Here is a 16,922-nt window from a genome sequence, read left to right as displayed (position 1 = left end):
AGCTCACCGTTGCGAGGTCCCGTATATTACGTTTTCCTCATTCAGAGTCAAGCGATTATTTTCACTTTTCTCTGTTGGCGTTCATCTCTGAACTCCGCTAACCCGGCGGCTTGCAAGCCGTTGTTCCGTGTCAGTGGAGGCGCATTATAGGGAGTTCTCAGACGTTGACAACCCCTCTTTAAAAAAAAACTTTCAACCGTCTCTTTTTTGCTCAAAACCGTGCTACAGCGCCAGTTTTTCGAGCGTTTCAAAGCCATAACGGCGTAAAACGGGTAAAAGTTGCTCAGTCTCTTTCGTAATGGCCATGCAAAACGCGATATTCGCATCGGTAGATTTCGCATCCGGCGCTTCATGCTCCAGCAGCCAGGCCGTACGACGGGCGATTGCCGCACCGGAATCCACCAGCCGCGTTCCCTCCGGAAGCACTTCTAATAGCTCTTCCTGCAATAGCGGAAAGTGGGTGCAGCCCAGCACAACCGTATCCGGTGGTTCGGGCATACGCAGCCACGGACGTAGAATACGACGCAGCTCTTCAAGCGATACCGTCTCGCCGTGCAGTTTCGCTTCCGCCATCTCCACCAGCTCTGCGGAGCCAAGCATTGCAATCTGGCATTCGTTAGCAAAACGGTCGATCAGCTCGCGGGTATAAGGACGCTTCACCGTGCCACGCGTGGCCAGTAACCCTACGATGCCGTTAGCCGTGAGGCGCGCGGCAGGCTTTATGGCAGGAACAACGCCCACAACCGGGAACTGGAATTTTTCACGAAGGGCGGGAAGAGAAACGGTGCTCGCCGTATTACAGGCAATGACCGCCAGCGAAAGGGGATAGCGTTTTTGTACCGCGGTGACGATTTCAACCACACGCTCAACGATAAAGTCTTCACTCTTTTCCCCATACGGGAAAGCGACGTTATCGAAGGCGTAGATGTAATGGAGATCCGGCAGGAGATGCCGAATCTCATCATAGACCGAAAGCCCACCGACGCCGGAATCAAACACCAGCACGGTGGGACGCGGATTAGAAGGTGTAGCTGCCAGACAAGGTGTATTCCCGTCCTGCAGTTTGGTAGCCATAAACTGTCTCGTAATCTTTATCGAACAGGTTGGCTATTTTACCACGAACTGTGAGATGTGAGGTGACAGGATATGAAACTGCGACATCCCAAAGGCTCACACCGCCCATTTTCACTTTCTCTGACGGATACGAACCAAAATTAGTGTCGTAACGCGTGCCGAGATAGTGATACGTCAGGCTCCAGTCGAAATCATAGATCTGCGTATCGAGCTGATATTTCACCTGCTGCTTAGCACGACGGTCCAGAAGTTCGTTGGTCGCTGCATTGCGGGCATCCACATAGTCGTAGCCAACGGTATGCGTCAACGGACCCGTATCAAATGAAGCTGTCGCCTCCACACCCTTAATGCGTGCTTTGCCGACGTTGTAATACTGCTGAAGGTTATTATTGAAGTCGATGAGATTTTCAACGTCATTACGATAGCCGGACACGCGCCAGCTCACGCCTGCCGTCAGGCCTTCAAACGCCCCTTCCCACTGCTTGCTCTCTTCTGGATCAAGATGGTCATTGCCATAGAAGCCATAGAGTTGCCCCAGATTCGGTGCTTTATAGGCCGTGCCATAAGAAGCAATGAAGCGGTAACCGTCCACGAACTCCCACGCTGCACTGCTTTGCCAGGTGCCGTGGCGACCAAACTGCGAGTTGTCATCGCTACGAACCGCCCCTTCCAGGGTGAAATCACCCAGCTGCTGCAGTCCGGTCAGGTAGACGCCGGTATTACGCAGGTCGTAGCCGTTGGTAACGTAGTTTGTACCCGGCTCGGTGCTCTGCTTCTGCCAGTCAACGCCCGCGCCAATGTTCCCGTGGCCCACATCAACGGAGTTGAGCCACTGAACGTTGTACTGTTTGATTTCATCCAGTGTGGCCGTTGAATCGTAACGGCCCAAATTTGGATCGTAGTTATAGTCCTTGCTATGGCTATAGCTGGTGAGCAGCTGTGAATGGAAGATGTCACCGTTGAAGCGTAATCCTGCGTCCCAGGTCTGGCTATAGAGCTGGCGGGTATCGACCAGTACGTCAGGGGTAAATGAACTGTAGTAACCGTCGTAGGCCGTACGGTTGCTGTAGCCAAAGCCGCGAACAAATCCGCTCCACTGGTCTGAGAATGCGTGATCCAGTGCGCCGTAGAGCGTTTTATTCATAAAGCCGTCGCGATCGGTCTGGGCAAGGCCGCCATTGTTGCCGTCCGCAACCACATCAAAACCTTTGGTATAAGTGTAATCACCCGCAAGCGTGACGCGCGTGCTGTCGCCCAGCGTTTGCTGGGTACTGCCGCCATAATTCTGATAGCCGTGCGAGCCTACGCCGGCATTCAGCGTCGTACCATCCTTCGCGCGGGTGGTAATAATGTTGACTACACCGCCAATTGCGTCAGAACCGTACACCGCCGAACGCGGTCCACGAACATATTCGATACGCTGCACCAGGGAGATTGGGAACTGGCTGAGATCGGACGACCCCGTGACGCCCGCCTGGTTAAGGCGGACCCCGTCAACGAGAATCAGCACGTGGCTGGAGTTGGTGCCACGAATAAAGAGAGAAGAGAGTTGCCCCATCCCGCCATTTTGCGCCGTATCCACGCCAGGCAGGCGACGCATAACGTCCAGCACCGAGGTTGACTGCCAGCGGTCAATATCGGCACGCGTCACCACCGAGGTTGCTGCCAGAATAGTTTTTTCAGGTTGTTCAAAACGATTTGCCGTCACCACCAACGAGTCAGCGCTATCCTGCGCCCAGCCCGAAAATGCCGTGACGGACAGCGCCGTCAACAGCGATACTTTTTTAATCATTGTTAAAGCATCCACAATATAAGAAGGATGCCGCAGGCCTCATCTATAGCACGCGATGATGAAACCAAATGCGACGTGATCCCGGCAGGTCTTCGGGCTGGGTGGCGTTATACGGATGAAGACTTCCCATTTTCACAGTGTCTACAGCTCTCATCCCGCCAGTCTTTACCGCTGCGCGTCAGCTCCAGATTTTCACTGGATTCCCTTTTCACTCTCAGGAGACCGGAAACAGAATGCTACAATTAGACACGTATAGATGTCCAGACAGCTATTGGCCATTAAATCTGGACATCCACTGCACAATCCCTACAATCCCCGCGTAATTCTTTATCATTCAGGACGCATCATGACCCCCGAACACCTCCCGACAGAACAGTACGACGCGCAGCTTGCAGAGAAAGTTGTCCGCCTGCAAAGTATGATGACGCCTTTCAACGCGCCCGTTCCCGAGGTGTTCCGCTCCCCTGTCAGCCACTACCGCATGCGCGCCGAGTTCCGCATCTGGCACGACGGCGACGACCTGTATCACATCATTTTCGATCAGCAGACCAAATCCCGCATTCGCGTGGACAGCTTCCCGGCAGCGAGCGAGCTCATCAACCAGTTGATGACGCTGATAATTGAAGGCGTGCGCAACAATCCGGTGCTGCGCCACAAGCTGTTCCAGATTGACTATCTGACCACGCAAAGCAATCAGGCGATTGTCTCTCTGCTGTACCACAAAGCGCTGACCGACGAATGGCGCGAGCAGGCCGAAGCCCTGCGCGATGCGCTGCGCGCGCAGAACATCAACGTGCACCTGATTGGCCGCGCGACCAAAACCAAAATCATGCTGGATCAGGATTACGTCGACGAACGTCTGCCGGTGGCGGGTAAAGAGATGATTTACCGTCAGGTGGAGAACAGCTTCACCCAGCCGAACGCGGCGATGAACGTGCAAATGCTGGAGTGGGCGCTGAAGGCGACGGAAGGGTCTAAGGGCGACCTGCTTGAGCTGTACTGCGGTAACGGCAACTTCTCGCTGGCGCTGGCGCGTAACTTCGATCGCGTCCTGGCAACCGAAATCGCCAAACCGTCGGTGGCCGCCGCGCAGTACAACATTGCCGCCAACCATATCGACAACGTGCAAATCATTCGTATGGCCGCAGAAGAGTTCACGCAGGCCATGAATGGCGTGCGGGCGTTTAACCGCCTGGAAGGGATCGATCTCAAGAGCTACCAGTGTGAGACGATTTTTGTCGACCCTCCACGCAGCGGCCTGGACAGCGAAACTGAAAAGATGGTGCAGGCGTACCCGCGCATTCTGTACATCTCCTGCAACCCGGAGACGCTGTGCAAAAACCTGGAAACATTAAGCCAGACGCACAAGGTTGAACGTGTGGCGCTGTTCGATCAGTTCCCGTATACGCACCATATGGAGTGCGGCGTACTGCTCACGGCAAAGTAATGTGGGCCTTGTAGGGTAGGTAAGTGAAGCGCCACCTGCCAAAAAAGCCGGATGGCGCTTCGCTTATCCGGCCTACAATGACAAAACCCTTTACTCCGGCAGTTGGCTCTTACGGCTACGCATGCGCGAGCCAATCCAGAACACCAGCGCCACAGACAGTACCGCAGGGAAGAAGTTAGAGCCGATATCCGGATACTCCGCGCGAACCACGGTGCTATACAGCAATACGCCCAGAATAAAGCAGGCGGCGGCCAGCCCCGGTAACCCCACCGGCATGGTGCGGTTCAGGTAACGTTGATGCAGGCAGTAAACCGTCAGCACCAGCGCAATAAGCGGGAAAATCGAAAATGGAACGATTGAGCTAAAAATAGCGGCAAACGTGCCATTAATGGATAAGCCAGCGATCAATGCCAGCAACAGCGTCCCTTTATCCTGACCTGACTGTTTCATTACTCACCTTCACTCTTCGGTTTGATGTGCCAGTTTCTCTTGTTCACGGCGATACCAGTAATACGCGCCTTTGGAGATCATCCTGAGCTGCAGTACCAGTCGCTCTTCGAGCTGCTTGCGTTGTTCAATGCTGACATCCAGCGCTTCGGCACCCGCGCTGAATACAATCGTCACCATCGCTTCGGCCTGTGCTTCGGTAAACGCACGCGGCATATGGTTTTCGAGTTCAAGATAATCGGCAAGTTCCGCGATGAAGTGCTGAATTTCCCGCGCGACGGCGGCACGAAACGCAGCCGATGTGCCCGAACGTTCGCGCAGAAGCAGACGAAACGCGTTGGGGTTATTGCCGATAAATTCCATAAAGGTCGACACGGAGGTACGGATCACGCTGCCTCCTTTGGCGATACGCTGACGCGCCTGGCGCATCAGCTGGCGCAGCATGAGTCCGCTCTCGTCGACCATGGTCAGGCCCAGTTCATCCACGTCACGAAAGTGACGATAGAAGGACGTTGGCGCAATCCCGGCCTCGCGAGCGACTTCGCGCAGGCTCAAACTGGCAAAACTCCGCTCAGCACTCAGTTGACTGAATGCGGCTTCCACCAGCGAACGCCGGGTTTTCTCTTTTTGTTGTGCTCTTACGCCCATCACAATAGTTGAATCCTTCCAAAGGCCTGATGGCACTATACCAGAGAATAAAATTAATCTGTTTGCCCAGCTTTGTGAATGATTGTTTACGTGCGGTTTGTGCTCCACTGCCGGAAAAAAGCACAACGATAATTGGGTTACCCTGGTAATGATGTTATGATTCTGTTGCTTTTATGTATAAGAACAGGTAAGCCTTACCATGCCACATTCCTACGATTACGACGCAATAGTTATTGGTTCCGGCCCCGGCGGCGAAGGTGCTGCTATGGGTCTGGTGAAACAGGGAGCCAGAGTAGCGGTCATTGAGCGCTACCATAATGTCGGCGGCGGTTGCACCCACTGGGGCACCATCCCTTCGAAAGCCCTCCGCCACGCCGTTAGCCGCATCATCGAATTTAACCAGAACCCTCTTTACAGCGACCACTCCCGACTTCTTCGTTCCTCCTTTGCCGACATCCTGAATCACGCGGATACCGTCATTAACCAGCAGACGCGCATGCGTCAGGGCTTTTATGAGCGTAACCACTGTGAAATTCTGCAGGGCAACGCGCATTTTGTGGATGAACATACCCTGGCACTCGAATGCCACGACGGATCGGTTGAGACAATCACCGCTGAAAAATTTGTTATCGCCTGTGGTTCACGCCCTTACCATCCGGCCGACGTCGACTTCTCGCACCCGCGCGTCTACGACAGCGACTCGATTCTGAGCCTGCACCATGAACCCCGCCACGTCATTATCTATGGCGCAGGGGTCATCGGCTGCGAATATGCGTCGATCTTCCGCGGAATGGATGTGAAAGTAGACCTGATCAACACCCGGGATCGCCTGCTGGCGTTCCTCGATCAGGAGATGTCAGACTCCCTCTCCTACCACTTCTGGAACAGCGGCGTGGTGATTCGCCACAACGAAGAGTACGAGAAGATCGAAGGCTGCGATGACGGCGTGATCATGCACCTGAAGTCTGGTAAAAAGCTGAAGGCAGACTGCCTGCTGTACGCCAACGGCCGTACCGGCAATACCGATTCATTGCGGCTGGAAAATATCGGGCTTGAGACCGACAGCCGCGGCCAGCTGAAGGTCAACAGCATGTACCAGACCGCGCTGCCGCACGTTTACGCGGTCGGCGACGTGATCGGCTACCCGAGCCTGGCATCCGCCGCTTACGATCAGGGCCGCATTGCCGCTCAGGCGCTGGTGAAGGGTGAAGCAACGGCGCACCTGATTGAAGATATCCCGACGGGTATCTACACCATCCCGGAAATCAGTTCCGTGGGGAAAACCGAGCAGCAGCTGACGTCAATGAAGGTGCCTTACGAGGTGGGTCGTGCGCAGTTTAAACATCTGGCGCGGGCGCAAATCGTGGGGATGAGCGTGGGAACGCTGAAGATCCTGTTCCACCGCGAGACGAAAGAGATCCTCGGGATTCACTGCTTTGGTGAACGCGCGGCGGAAATCATTCATATCGGCCAGGCGATAATGGAGCAGAAAGGCGGTGGTAACACCATCGAATACTTCGTTAACACCACCTTTAACTACCCGACCATGGCGGAAGCCTATCGGGTAGCCGCGCTGAACGGCTTAAACCGCCTGTTTTAACGCGCTGTCGAAATGGCCATCCATCGAACCACGGATGGCCTCTGCCAGCTGCTCATAGCGGCTGCGCAGCGGTGAACCCGGACGATACACCAGACCAATAGTGCGACGCGGTTCCGGCTTAATGCACGGCAGGTACACCACGCCATCACGCTTACGCTCGCGCGGCACGGCCAGCGCAGGCAGCAGCGTAATACCGCTTCCCGCCGCCACCATATTACGCAGCGTTTCCAGGCTGGTTGCGCGGAAATGGGTATCTTCATCGGCACCCGCTTCGAAGCAGAAGCCCATCGCCTGATCGCGCAGACAGTGGCCGTCTTCCAGCATCAGCAGCTTTTCCCCGGCCAGATCGGCCATCGGTACGCGATCGCGGTTCGCCCATGGGTGATCTTCATAGATCGCCAGCATCATCGGCTCATCGAACAGCGGCACTTCGATAAAGGCTTCACTCTCTTTTACCAGCGCCAGAATGGCGCAGTCGAGCTTGCCGCTGTCCAGCTGCGCCAGCAGCTGATGGGTTTGCGCTTCATGCAGGTACATTTCGAGTTTCGGGAACGTCTGGTGCAGCATCGGAATGATGTGCGGCAACAGGTACGGGCCAACGGTTGGGATCAGGCCAATATGCAGCGGGCCGGACATCGCCTCCCCCTGCTGGCTTGCCATTTCCTTGAGCACTTTGACCTCGCGCAGCACGGTGCGCGCCTGATCCACCAGCAGCAGACCGGCCTGGGTGAACAGCACCTTACGGCTGGTGCGCTCCAGCAGCATCACGCCCAGCTCGTCTTCCAGCTTGCGGATCTGGCCGCTCAGCGTCGGCTGGCTGACGTGGCAGGAATCTGCCGCGCGGCGAAAGTGACGATGCTCGGCTAACGCTACCAGGTATTCAAGATCACGAATATTCATTATTCATCCTCCGTCGCCACGATAGTTCATGGCGATAGATAGCATAGCAATGAACGATTATCCCTATCAAGCATTCTGTTGAATAATACACCACATAGACGAGGCGGCCCGTGTTTGACCCTTGACGTCCCCGCACCGTCATCGAGTTTCTCTCAAAACTCGAACAACTAAAGCCAACGTGAACTTTTGCGGACCCCGTGGTCCGCTTTTTTTTGCGTAAAAAAGCCCGAGGTAAAAGCAAAATGGCAACCGAAGTTGCCATTTTTAGTGTTTGCTCCCTCTCCTTGTGGGAGAGGGCCGGGGTGAGGGCACCAGCCCGCACGGTTCAAACCAACCGGTTTTTCGCATCCGCAATCGCCTGCTCCACCTGCTTCGGCGACACGCCGCCTTTTGCAGCACGCTTATCCAGGCAAGACTGCAGCGCCAGAATCGGATACACATCATCCCCGATAACCGCGCTGAACTTCTGCAGATCGGCCAGCGCCAGATCTTCCAGCGGTTTACCCTGACGAATGGCTTCCACTACCGCTTCACCCACAATATGGTGCGCTTCACGGAACGGTACGCCTTTCGCGACAAGGTAGTCCGCCAGCTCGGTAGAGTTGGCATAGCCCTGCTGCGCCGCATCCTGGCAGCGCGGACGTTTCACCTGAATGCCGTCCAGCACCAGCGCGCCCATATGCAGACAGTCCAGCCAGGTGTCGAGCGCGTCGAACAGCCCTTCTTTGTCTTCCTGCATGTCTTTGTTGTACGCCAACGGCAGCCCTTTCAGGGTCATCATCATGCCGGTCAGCGCACCCTGCACGCGGCCACACTTGCCGCGGATCAGCTCAAGCGCGTCCGGGTTTTTCTTCTGCGGCATCAGGGATGAGCCTGAGGTCACGCGGTCGGACAGTTCAACGAAACCCGCTTCGCCAGAGTTAAAGAAGATCAGATCCTCGGCAAAGCGCGACAGGTGCACCATTCCGATAGACGCATTGGAGAGCAGCTCCAGCACGTGGTCGCGGTCGGAGACGCTATCCAGGCTGTTACGGGTGGCGGAGGCAAAGCCCAGCCAGCCTGCCAGCTGCTCACGGTCGATTTCATACGCCGTACCGGCCAGCGCGCCGCTGCCCAGCGGGCTGACGTCCAGACGCTTCAGGGTATCCTGCAGACGGCTTTCGTCACGCGCCAGCATCTCAACGTAGGCCAGACACCAGTGCGCAAAAGTCACCGGCTGCGCGCGCTGCAGGTGGGTATAACCCGGCATCACCGCGTCCTGGTTGTTCTGCGCGGTCTCCACCAGCGCGCTCTGCAGCTGACGGTTGGCCGCCAGCAGTTCGCCAACGGTCTCTTTACACCACAGCTTCAGATCGGTCGCGACCTGGTCGTTACGGCTGCGGCCAGTGTGCAGCTTTTTACCCAACTGGCCAACTTTGTCGATCAGCTTGCCTTCCACCCAGCTGTGAATATCTTCGGCATCGCTCTGCAGGATTTGCTGCGGATCCAGACGCACCTCTTCCAGCAGGTTGTTCAGCGCCTCTTCCAGCTGCTGCTGCTCGTCTGCGGTCAGCACGCCAACGGTCACCAGCGCTTTGGACCAGGCCACAGAGCCGACGATATCCTGTTCGGCCAGGCGGTAGTCGAAGCGCAAAGAGTCGTTGAACTGTTTGAACCGCTGATCCGCTGCCTGTGTAAAACGCCCACCCCAAAGTGCCATAACATGCTTCCTTAATATCTTTGAATTTCATTGCCCGGTGGCGCTGTGCTTACCGGGCCTACAAAACATTAAATCGATTACGCTAAAATACGCGTGCCAATCGGCGTGCCGTTAAACAGTGCCGGGAGCTGCTCCGCGTGACGCCAGGAGGCGATATCCACCGGGCGGCCCAGCGTACGTGCGGCATCCAGCGCGGCGTTCACTTTGACGATCATGCCGTCGGTAATAATGCCCTGAGCAATCAGCTGCTCGGCTTTCTCAGCCGTCATTTCCGCAATGCGCTGGCCTTTACCGTCCAGAATGCCGCTCACGTCGGAGAGCAGGATCAGGTCCGCGCCCAGCGTTGCCGCCAGCGCGGTTGCCGCCTGGTCCGCGTTAACGTTCATCAGCTCGCCCTCTTCGGTCACGCCGATAGAGCTCACCACTGGCAGGAACCCCCCTTCCAGCAGCGTGTTAATCAGCTTAGGCGAACCTGGCTGCGCCAGTCCAACGTGGCCGAGCTCTTCGTCGAGCTGGGTCACTTTTACGCTGTCGCCATCGCCCAGATAGAGGCCCACGGACGCGATGTGGTGTTTCTTCGCCCACGCCAGCAGCGTTTTGTTCGCCGTACCCGCCAGTGCGCCGGTAATGATGTCGATCTGGTCAGCAGGCGTCACGCGCAGGCCGTTCTTCTTTTTCACCGGCAGGTTGAGACCTTTCATCAGCTCATCCACCACGCAGCCGCCGCCGTGCACAATCACCAGCGGACGCTGGTGGGATTCGCGATAGTTCACCAGCGCGGTAAACAGACGCTCCAGCGCTTCTTCGCTGTCCAGCAGTACACCACCGAGTTTGATAATTAATGGGTTCATCATCACACCTTAAATAAGAGCCTGCGTTTCAGGGAAGCCGAAACGAATATTTGCACACTGCATTGCCTGTGCGGCAGCGCCTTTGAGTAAGTTATCTTCTGCGGCGACAACGATGAGATGCTCGCCCTGCACAGCAAAGCCGATGTCGCAGAACGGCAGACCAACCACGTTTTTCAGCGCCGGAACGCCTTTGTCGTAAAGTCGCACCAGCGGTTTATCCGCATACGCCTGGGTGAAGGCCTCGTTCACCTGCTCTTTGGTCACGCCAGGCTTCAGGCGGCAGGTGATAGTTTCGAGGATCCCACGCGGGAAGCTGCCCAGGTGCGGGGTGAAAATCACCTCGGCGCCCAGATGCGTCGTGATTTCAGGGTGATGACGGTGATTAAACACGCCATACGGCTGAAGGCTCACTTCGCAGAAGCTGTTTGAGATAGCGGCCTTGCGACCTGCTCCGCTCACGCCGCTGGTGGCGTTGATCACCGGCCACTGGCTCAGATCCAGCAGACCCGCGTCGATCATCGGCTTCAGGGAAAGCTGCGCCGCCGTCGGGTAGCAGCCCGGCACGGCAATCAGGTCCGCTTCCTTTAGCTTGTCTGCGCTCCACTCCGCCAGGCCGTACACCGCTTTTTCAAGCAGATCCGGATGCTGGTGGGTGAAACCGTAATATTTTTCATAGAACGCGCCGTCGTTAACGCGGAACGCGCCGGAGAGGTCGAACACCACGCAGCCGGCAGCCAGAAACTGCGGTGCCAGGTCGTGACTGACCTCGTGCGCTGTGGCTAAAAAGACCACGTCAACGCCGTCGGTAAACTCGCTGATGTCAGACATGGGCTGCAAAGGCAGATCGACAATGCCCTTAAGCTGTGGATGCAAATCGGAAATTAACTTTCCTGCATCATTGCTTTGCGCTGACACGGTCAAAGCGGTTATGGTCATATGTGGATGGCGATTCACGTAGCTTACAAGCTCTGCGCCCGCATAACCGCTAGCGCCTACAATCAGCGTATTCAACATCGGGTTCCTTTATGCTCAACGTTAATGTATTTTTATTCACATTTATTGCATGAATATTGATACTATCACGACCTAAGGTGTGTCAACAATGAAAATGAACTTACCGCCATTTATCGAGATCTACCGCGCCCTGATTGCCACTCCGTCCATCAGCGCAACGGAAGAAGCGCTGGATCAGAGCAATGAGTCTTTAATCAATCTGCTGGCGGGTTGGTTTAGCGATCTTGGGTTTAACGTTGAGGTTCAGCCCGTCCCCGGAACACGCCACAAATTTAACCTGCTCGCCAGCACCGGAAACGGTGCGGGCGGCCTGCTGCTGGCCGGTCATACTGACACCGTACCGTTTGACGATGGCCGCTGGACGCGCGATCCGTTTACCCTGACCGAGCACGACAACAAGCTCTACGGTCTGGGCACCGCCGACATGAAAGGCTTCTTCGCCTTTATCCTCGACGCGCTGCGTGACGTAGACGTGACGAAGCTGAAAAAACCGCTCTACATTCTGGCGACCGCCGATGAAGAAACCAGCATGGCGGGCGCGCGCTACTTCTCTGAAAACACGTCGATTCGCCCGGATTGCGCGATCATCGGCGAGCCAACCTCTCTGCAGCCTATCCGCGCGCACAAAGGTCATATTTCTACCGCCGTGCGCGTGCTGGGCCAGTCCGGCCACTCCAGCGATCCGGCGCGCGGCGTGAACGCCATTGAGCTGATGCATGATGCCATCGGCCGCATCATGACCCTGCGCGACGATCTGAAAGAACGTTATCACTACGAGGCGTTCACCGTGCCGTACCCGACCCTGAACCTGGGCAGCCTGCACGGCGGCGATGCCTCGAACCGTATCTGCGCCTGCTGCGAACTGCATATGGACATCCGCCCGCTGCCGGGAATGACCCTGAGCGATCTCGACGGCCTGCTGAACGAAGCGCTGGCTCCGGTAAGCGAGCGCTGGCCTGGCCGTCTGACGGTCTCCGAACTGCATCCGCCGATCCCGGGTTACGAATGCCCGCCGGACCATCAGCTTGTTGAAGTCGTGGAAAAGCTGCTCGGTGAGAAAACCGACGTGGTGAACTACTGCACCGAAGCGCCGTTTATTCAGACGCTGTGCCCGACGCTGGTCCTTGGCCCTGGCTCCATTAACCAGGCCCACCAGCCGGATGAATATCTGGAAACTCGCTTCATCAAGCCGACCCGCGAACTGATTACCCAGGTTGTGCATCACTTCTGCTGGCATTAAAACCGCACCGAAGAGTCCCCTCTCCCTTTGGGAGAGGGTTAGGGTGAGGGCAACAAATCGCATGATCTCTGTCACATTTCCATAAGCATCTCTTATCTGACGCAATGCGAATTAAATTTCGTAAATTGCCCGCATTTATTCGTTTGCTGAACCGTTTTCGCAGCAATTGACGACGGGGGTTTTACGTGGCTTTATAAAGGGAGATGACAAAATAATGTCCAGAAGATTTTCGCCTGGGCATAAACAAAAATGATGGGGTGACTGGGTTTTTATGAACGAACAATATTCCGCGTTGCGTAGTAATGTCAGTATGCTCGGCAAAGTGCTTGGAGATACCATCAAAGATGCGTTGGGGGAGAACATCCTCGACCGCGTTGAAACCATCCGCAAGCTATCTAAATCTTCCCGTGCCGGTAACGAGGCCAGTCGTCAGGAGCTGCTCACCACCTTGCAGAACCTCTCTAACGATGAGCTGCTGCCCGTTGCACGCGCATTCAGCCAGTTCCTGAACCTGGCCAACACCGCTGAGCAATACCACAGCATTTCGCCAAACGGCGAAGCGGCCAGCAACCCGGAAGTCATTGCCCGCACCCTTCGTAAACTGAAAGACCAGCCAGACCTTAACGAAGCCACCATCAAAAAAGCGGTGGAGTCCCTTTCGCTGGAGCTGGTCCTGACCGCACACCCAACCGAAATTACCCGTCGTACACTGATCCACAAGATGGTGGAGGTGAACAACTGCCTCAAGCAGTTGGATAACAAAGACATTGCCGACTACGAACGCAACCAGCTGATGCGACGTCTGCGCCAGCTGATTGCTCAGTCCTGGCACACCGATGAAATTCGTAAGCATCGCCCAAGCCCGGTCGACGAAGCCAAATGGGGCTTTGCGGTGGTAGAGAACAGTCTGTGGGAAGGGGTGCCTAACTACCTGCGCGAGCTGAACGAACAGCTGGAAGCAAACCTTGGCTACCGCCTGCCGGTCGACTTTGTTCCGGTGCGCTTCACCTCCTGGATGGGCGGCGACCGCGACGGTAACCCGAACGTGACCGCGGAAATCACCCGTCACGTCCTGCTGCTGAGCCGCTGGAAAGCGACCGACCTGTTCCTGAAAGACATTCAGGTGCTGATCTCCGAGCTGTCGATGGTGGAAGCAACGCCGGAACTGCGCGCGCTGGCCGGGGAAGAGGGTGCCAGCGAGCCGTACCGTTTCCTGATGAAAAAACTGCGTGGGCAGCTGATGGCCACCCAAGCCTGGCTGGAAGCGCGCCTTAAAGGCCAGCGCCTGCCGAAGCCGGAAGGCCTGCTGAGCCAGAACGAGCAGCTCTGGGAGCCGCTCTACGCCTGTTATAAATCGCTGCAGGCCTGCGGGATGGGCATCATCGCCAACGGCGAACTGCTCGACACCCTGCGCCGCGTGAAGTGTTTCGGCGTGCCGCTGGTGCGTATCGACGTGCGTCAGGAAAGTACCCGCCATACCGAAGCCCTGGGCGAGCTGACCCGCTATCTCGGCATCGGCGACTATGAAAGCTGGTCCGAAGCCGACAAACAGGCCTTCCTGATCCGCGAGCTGAACTCCAAGCGCCCTCTGCTGCCGCGCAGCTGGGAGCCAAGCAACGAAACCCGCGAAGTGCTCAACACCTGCAAAGCGATCGTTGATGCACCGAAAGGATCGGTGGCCGCCTACGTGATCTCCATGGCGAAGACCCCGTCCGACGTGCTGGGCGTACACCTTCTGCTGAAAGAAGCGGGTATCGACTACGCCCTGCCGGTCGCCCCACTGTTTGAGACCCTCGACGACCTGAATAACGCCAACGACGTCATGACTCAGTTGCTGAATATCGACTGGTACCGCGGCTTTATTCAGGGCAAACAGATGGTGATGATTGGCTATTCCGACTCCGCAAAAGATGCGGGCGTGATGGCGGCATCCTGGGCGCAGTATCAGGCGCAGGACGCGCTGATCAAAACCTGCGAGAAAGCCGGTATTGAGCTGACCTTGTTCCACGGACGTGGCGGCTCCATTGGCCGCGGCGGCGCGCCTGCTCACGCGGCATTGCTGTCACAGCCGCCGGGAAGCCTGAAAGGCGGCCTGCGCGTCACCGAGCAGGGCGAGATGATCCGCTTCAAGTACGGCCTGCCGGAAGTGACCATCAGCAGCCTGTCGCTCTACACCAGCGCGATCCTGGAAGCCAACCTGCTGCCGCCGCCGGAGCCAAAAGCGTCCTGGTGTCATATCATGGACGAGCTGTCTGACATCTCCTGCGATCTGTACCGCGGCTACGTGCGTGAAAACAAAGATTTCGTCCCTTACTTCCGCTCGGCCACGCCTGAGCAGGAGCTGGGTAAACTGCCGCTGGGCTCGCGTCCTGCGAAGCGTCGCCCGACCGGCGGCGTCGAATCTCTGCGCGCCATTCCATGGATCTTCGCCTGGACGCAGAACCGCCTGATGCTGCCCGCCTGGCTGGGTGCCGGTGCCGCGCTGCAAAAAGTGGTGGAAGACGGCAAACAGAACGAACTGGAAACCATGTGCCGCGACTGGCCGTTCTTCTCTACCCGTCTGGGCATGCTGGAGATGGTCTTCTCGAAAGCGGACCTGTGGCTGGCGGAATACTACGACCAGCGTCTGGTGAAACCGGAACTGTGGGCGCTGGGTAAAGAGCTGCGCGAGCTGCTGGAAGGCGACATCAAAGTGGTGCTGGATATCGCCAACGACTCGCATCTGATGGCGGACCTGCCGTGGATTGCCGAGTCTATTCAGCTGCGTAACATCTACACCGACCCGCTGAACGTTCTGCAGGCAGAGCTGCTGCACCGTTCGCGTCTGGCGGAAGAAGAAGGTAAAGAGCCGGATCCGCGCGTCGAACAGGCGTTGATGGTGACGATTGCAGGCGTTGCGGCAGGTATGCGTAACACCGGCTAATGCTTTATGCCCGGCAGCGCTGCGCTTGCACGGGCCTACGTTAAGTAGGCCGGGTAAGCGTTAGCGCCACCCGGCAATACCCTGGTATCCACCATGCACCACGACATTACCCACATCCTGACTGACCTGATCAACGGCACAACGACGCTGCGTCAGGTGCATTTTGCAAACCCAGCCATCTCCGCACCCGACCTTGCCTTAAAAGTTGATTTCCCACGTCTGGAAATCGTGCTCGACGGTTCGGTGAAAGACCAGGCAGCTTCCGTTTTACAGCAGGGTGATGTTTTATACGTCCCGGCTGGCGGCTGGAACGATCCACAATGGCAAACACCCGCGACGACGTTGAGCATCCTGTTTGGCAAACAGCAGCTTGGGTTTAGCCTTTTGCACTGGGATGGTGTTGAAGTGCGTAACCTGGCAAAGCAGCACGTTGCTCGCCGTGGCCCCCGCATTGGCTCCTTCCTGCTACAGACGCTTCATGAAATGCAGATGCAGCCGCACGAGCAGCAAACCGCACGCCTGATCATCGCCAGCCTACTTAGCCATTGCGTCGATTTGCTGGGTAGTCAGATCCAGACCGCCTCACGTAGCCAGGCTCTGTTTGAAGCCATTCGCGTTTATATTGATGAACATTATGCGACCCCGCTAACCCGGGAATCCGTCGCCCAGGCGTTTTATATCTCTCCGAACTATTTATCGCATCTTTTCCAGAAAACAGGCGCGGTAGGTTTTAATGAATACCTGACTCACACCCGGCTGGAGCACGCGCGTCAGTTGCTGAAAGGGTATGATTTAAAGGTGAAGGAGGTGGCGCATGCCTGCGGGTTTGTCGACAGTAATTACTTCTGCCGCTTATTCCGTAAAAATACGGAACGTTCGCCGTCAGAGTACCGTCGCCAGTATCACAGCCAACTGACAGGGAAAGCGGTCAGTCCAGAATGACCTGAGTATGCTGCGGCGCGGATACCATTTTACGTACTGCAGCCATGACCTTGTGCGGATCGCGCAGGAAAGCATTAATCCCGCACTTCACATAGCGGCAGGATTCAAATCGCTCGCTGCCCGCCAGCTCAATATCCGTAATAAGCAATACGACATCAGCGCGCCGGATATCGTCCTCCGTCAATTCACTTTCAATGCCTAACGCCCCCTGAGTCTCAATGCGGGCTGACCATTTCTCCTGCTGGCAAATCCGCTCCAGCCGTTCTGCGGCCATGTAAGTATGCGCCACGCCGCTCACGCATGCGGTTACCGCCACCAGATGACGCACTGCCGTTACTGTCATTT

The 16,922-nt window shown here is 56.5% G+C and carries 14 protein-coding genes and 1 riboswitch; of the genes, 5 read left to right on the top strand and 9 right to left on the bottom strand.

From position 1 onward, the window contains the following. Positions 1–222 precede the first annotated feature (222 nt). Both murI and btuB read right to left on the bottom strand, forming a co-directional pair. Entirely contained in the window at positions 223–1,074 is an 852-nt protein-coding gene (murI, locus tag AB8818_RS19510; protein ID WP_116344063.1) for a glutamate racemase, read from the bottom strand. Next, complete coding sequence (gene btuB / locus AB8818_RS19505) at positions 1,019–2,866, bottom strand: TonB-dependent vitamin B12 receptor BtuB (RefSeq protein ID WP_192984563.1); 1,848 nt, start codon at positions 2,864–2,866, stop codon at positions 1,019–1,021. Before btuB ends, murI begins: the two co-directional genes overlap by 56 nt. 65 nt (positions 2,867–2,931) lie before the next feature. Continuing rightward, positions 2,932–3,108: riboswitch (cobalamin riboswitch) on the bottom strand. A gap of 104 nt (positions 3,109–3,212) precedes the next feature. Between btuB and trmA the strand changes: the two genes are divergently transcribed. Continuing rightward, a complete protein-coding gene (gene trmA, locus AB8818_RS19500) occupies positions 3,213–4,313 on the top strand; it encodes a tRNA (uridine(54)-C5)-methyltransferase TrmA (RefSeq protein WP_192984565.1) in 1,101 nt (366 codons plus the stop codon). A 90-nt stretch (positions 4,314–4,403) separates the two neighbouring features. On the opposite strand, the gene AB8818_RS19495 is transcribed toward trmA, so the two are convergent. Further along, positions 4,404–4,763, bottom strand: a complete 360-nt coding sequence (locus AB8818_RS19495; protein WP_008501783.1) for a YijD family membrane protein — start codon at positions 4,761–4,763, stop codon at positions 4,404–4,406. A 9-nt stretch (positions 4,764–4,772) separates the two neighbouring features. Continuing rightward, positions 4,773–5,411, bottom strand: coding sequence for an HTH-type transcriptional repressor FabR (gene fabR, locus AB8818_RS19490; RefSeq protein WP_008501784.1), 639 nt, complete (start codon positions 5,409–5,411; stop codon positions 4,773–4,775). Between the two features lie 196 nt (positions 5,412–5,607). On the opposite strand from fabR, the gene sthA reads away from it, so the two are divergent. Continuing rightward, entirely contained in the window at positions 5,608–7,008 is a 1,401-nt protein-coding gene (gene sthA / locus AB8818_RS19485) for a Si-specific NAD(P)(+) transhydrogenase (protein ID WP_061096478.1), read from the top strand. On the opposite strand, the gene oxyR is transcribed toward sthA, so the two are convergent. The 4 genes from oxyR to argC form a co-directional block, all read right to left on the bottom strand. Continuing rightward, on the bottom strand, positions 6,991–7,908 hold the full coding sequence (oxyR, locus tag AB8818_RS19480) for a DNA-binding transcriptional regulator OxyR (RefSeq protein WP_023309664.1): 918 nt from the start codon (positions 7,906–7,908) through the stop codon (positions 6,991–6,993). The genes sthA and oxyR overlap by 18 nt on opposite strands. A gap of 325 nt (positions 7,909–8,233) precedes the next feature. After that, complete coding sequence (gene argH, locus AB8818_RS19475; protein WP_116344060.1) at positions 8,234–9,607, bottom strand: argininosuccinate lyase; 1,374 nt, start codon at positions 9,605–9,607, stop codon at positions 8,234–8,236. Between the two features lie 77 nt (positions 9,608–9,684). Beyond that, positions 9,685–10,461, bottom strand: coding sequence for an acetylglutamate kinase (argB, locus tag AB8818_RS19470; RefSeq protein ID WP_090420882.1), 777 nt, complete (start codon positions 10,459–10,461; stop codon positions 9,685–9,687). Between the two features lie 6 nt (positions 10,462–10,467). Beyond that, entirely contained in the window at positions 10,468–11,472 is a 1,005-nt protein-coding gene (argC, locus tag AB8818_RS19465) for an N-acetyl-gamma-glutamyl-phosphate reductase (protein ID WP_192984567.1), read from the bottom strand. Between the two features lie 88 nt (positions 11,473–11,560). Here argC and argE point away from each other — a divergent pair, with 88 nt between their 5' ends. The 3 genes from argE to AB8818_RS19450 all read left to right on the top strand — a co-directional run bounded on the left by argE (position 11,561) and on the right by AB8818_RS19450 (position 16,577). After that, on the top strand, positions 11,561–12,712 hold the full coding sequence (gene argE / locus AB8818_RS19460) for an acetylornithine deacetylase (protein WP_116344059.1): 1,152 nt from the start codon (positions 11,561–11,563) through the stop codon (positions 12,710–12,712). Positions 12,713–12,983: 271 nt separating this feature from the next. Continuing rightward, positions 12,984–15,635: a phosphoenolpyruvate carboxylase gene (ppc, locus tag AB8818_RS19455; RefSeq protein ID WP_116344058.1), complete on the top strand. Its 2,652-nt coding sequence runs from the start codon at positions 12,984–12,986 to the stop codon at positions 15,633–15,635. Positions 15,636–15,728: 93 nt separating this feature from the next. Beyond that, on the top strand, positions 15,729–16,577 hold the full coding sequence (locus AB8818_RS19450) for an AraC family transcriptional regulator (protein ID WP_116344057.1): 849 nt from the start codon (positions 15,729–15,731) through the stop codon (positions 16,575–16,577). Here the strand turns inward: AB8818_RS19450 and AB8818_RS19445 are convergent. Next, the gene (locus tag AB8818_RS19445; protein WP_116344056.1) at positions 16,564–16,920 is read right to left on the bottom strand and encodes a PTS fructose-like transporter subunit IIB; all 357 of its coding nucleotides are present in this window, start codon (positions 16,918–16,920) and stop codon (positions 16,564–16,566) included. The genes AB8818_RS19450 and AB8818_RS19445 overlap by 14 nt on opposite strands. Positions 16,921–16,922 lie beyond the last annotated feature (2 nt).

The sequence above is a fragment of the Enterobacter sp. KB-280D8 genome (assembly GCF_041399405.1).
Classification (GTDB): domain Bacteria; phylum Pseudomonadota; class Gammaproteobacteria; order Enterobacterales; family Enterobacteriaceae; genus Enterobacter; species Enterobacter cloacae_N.
Note: the sequence above shows the minus strand (reverse complement) of the source record. Positions and strands in the feature narration are given on the sequence as shown.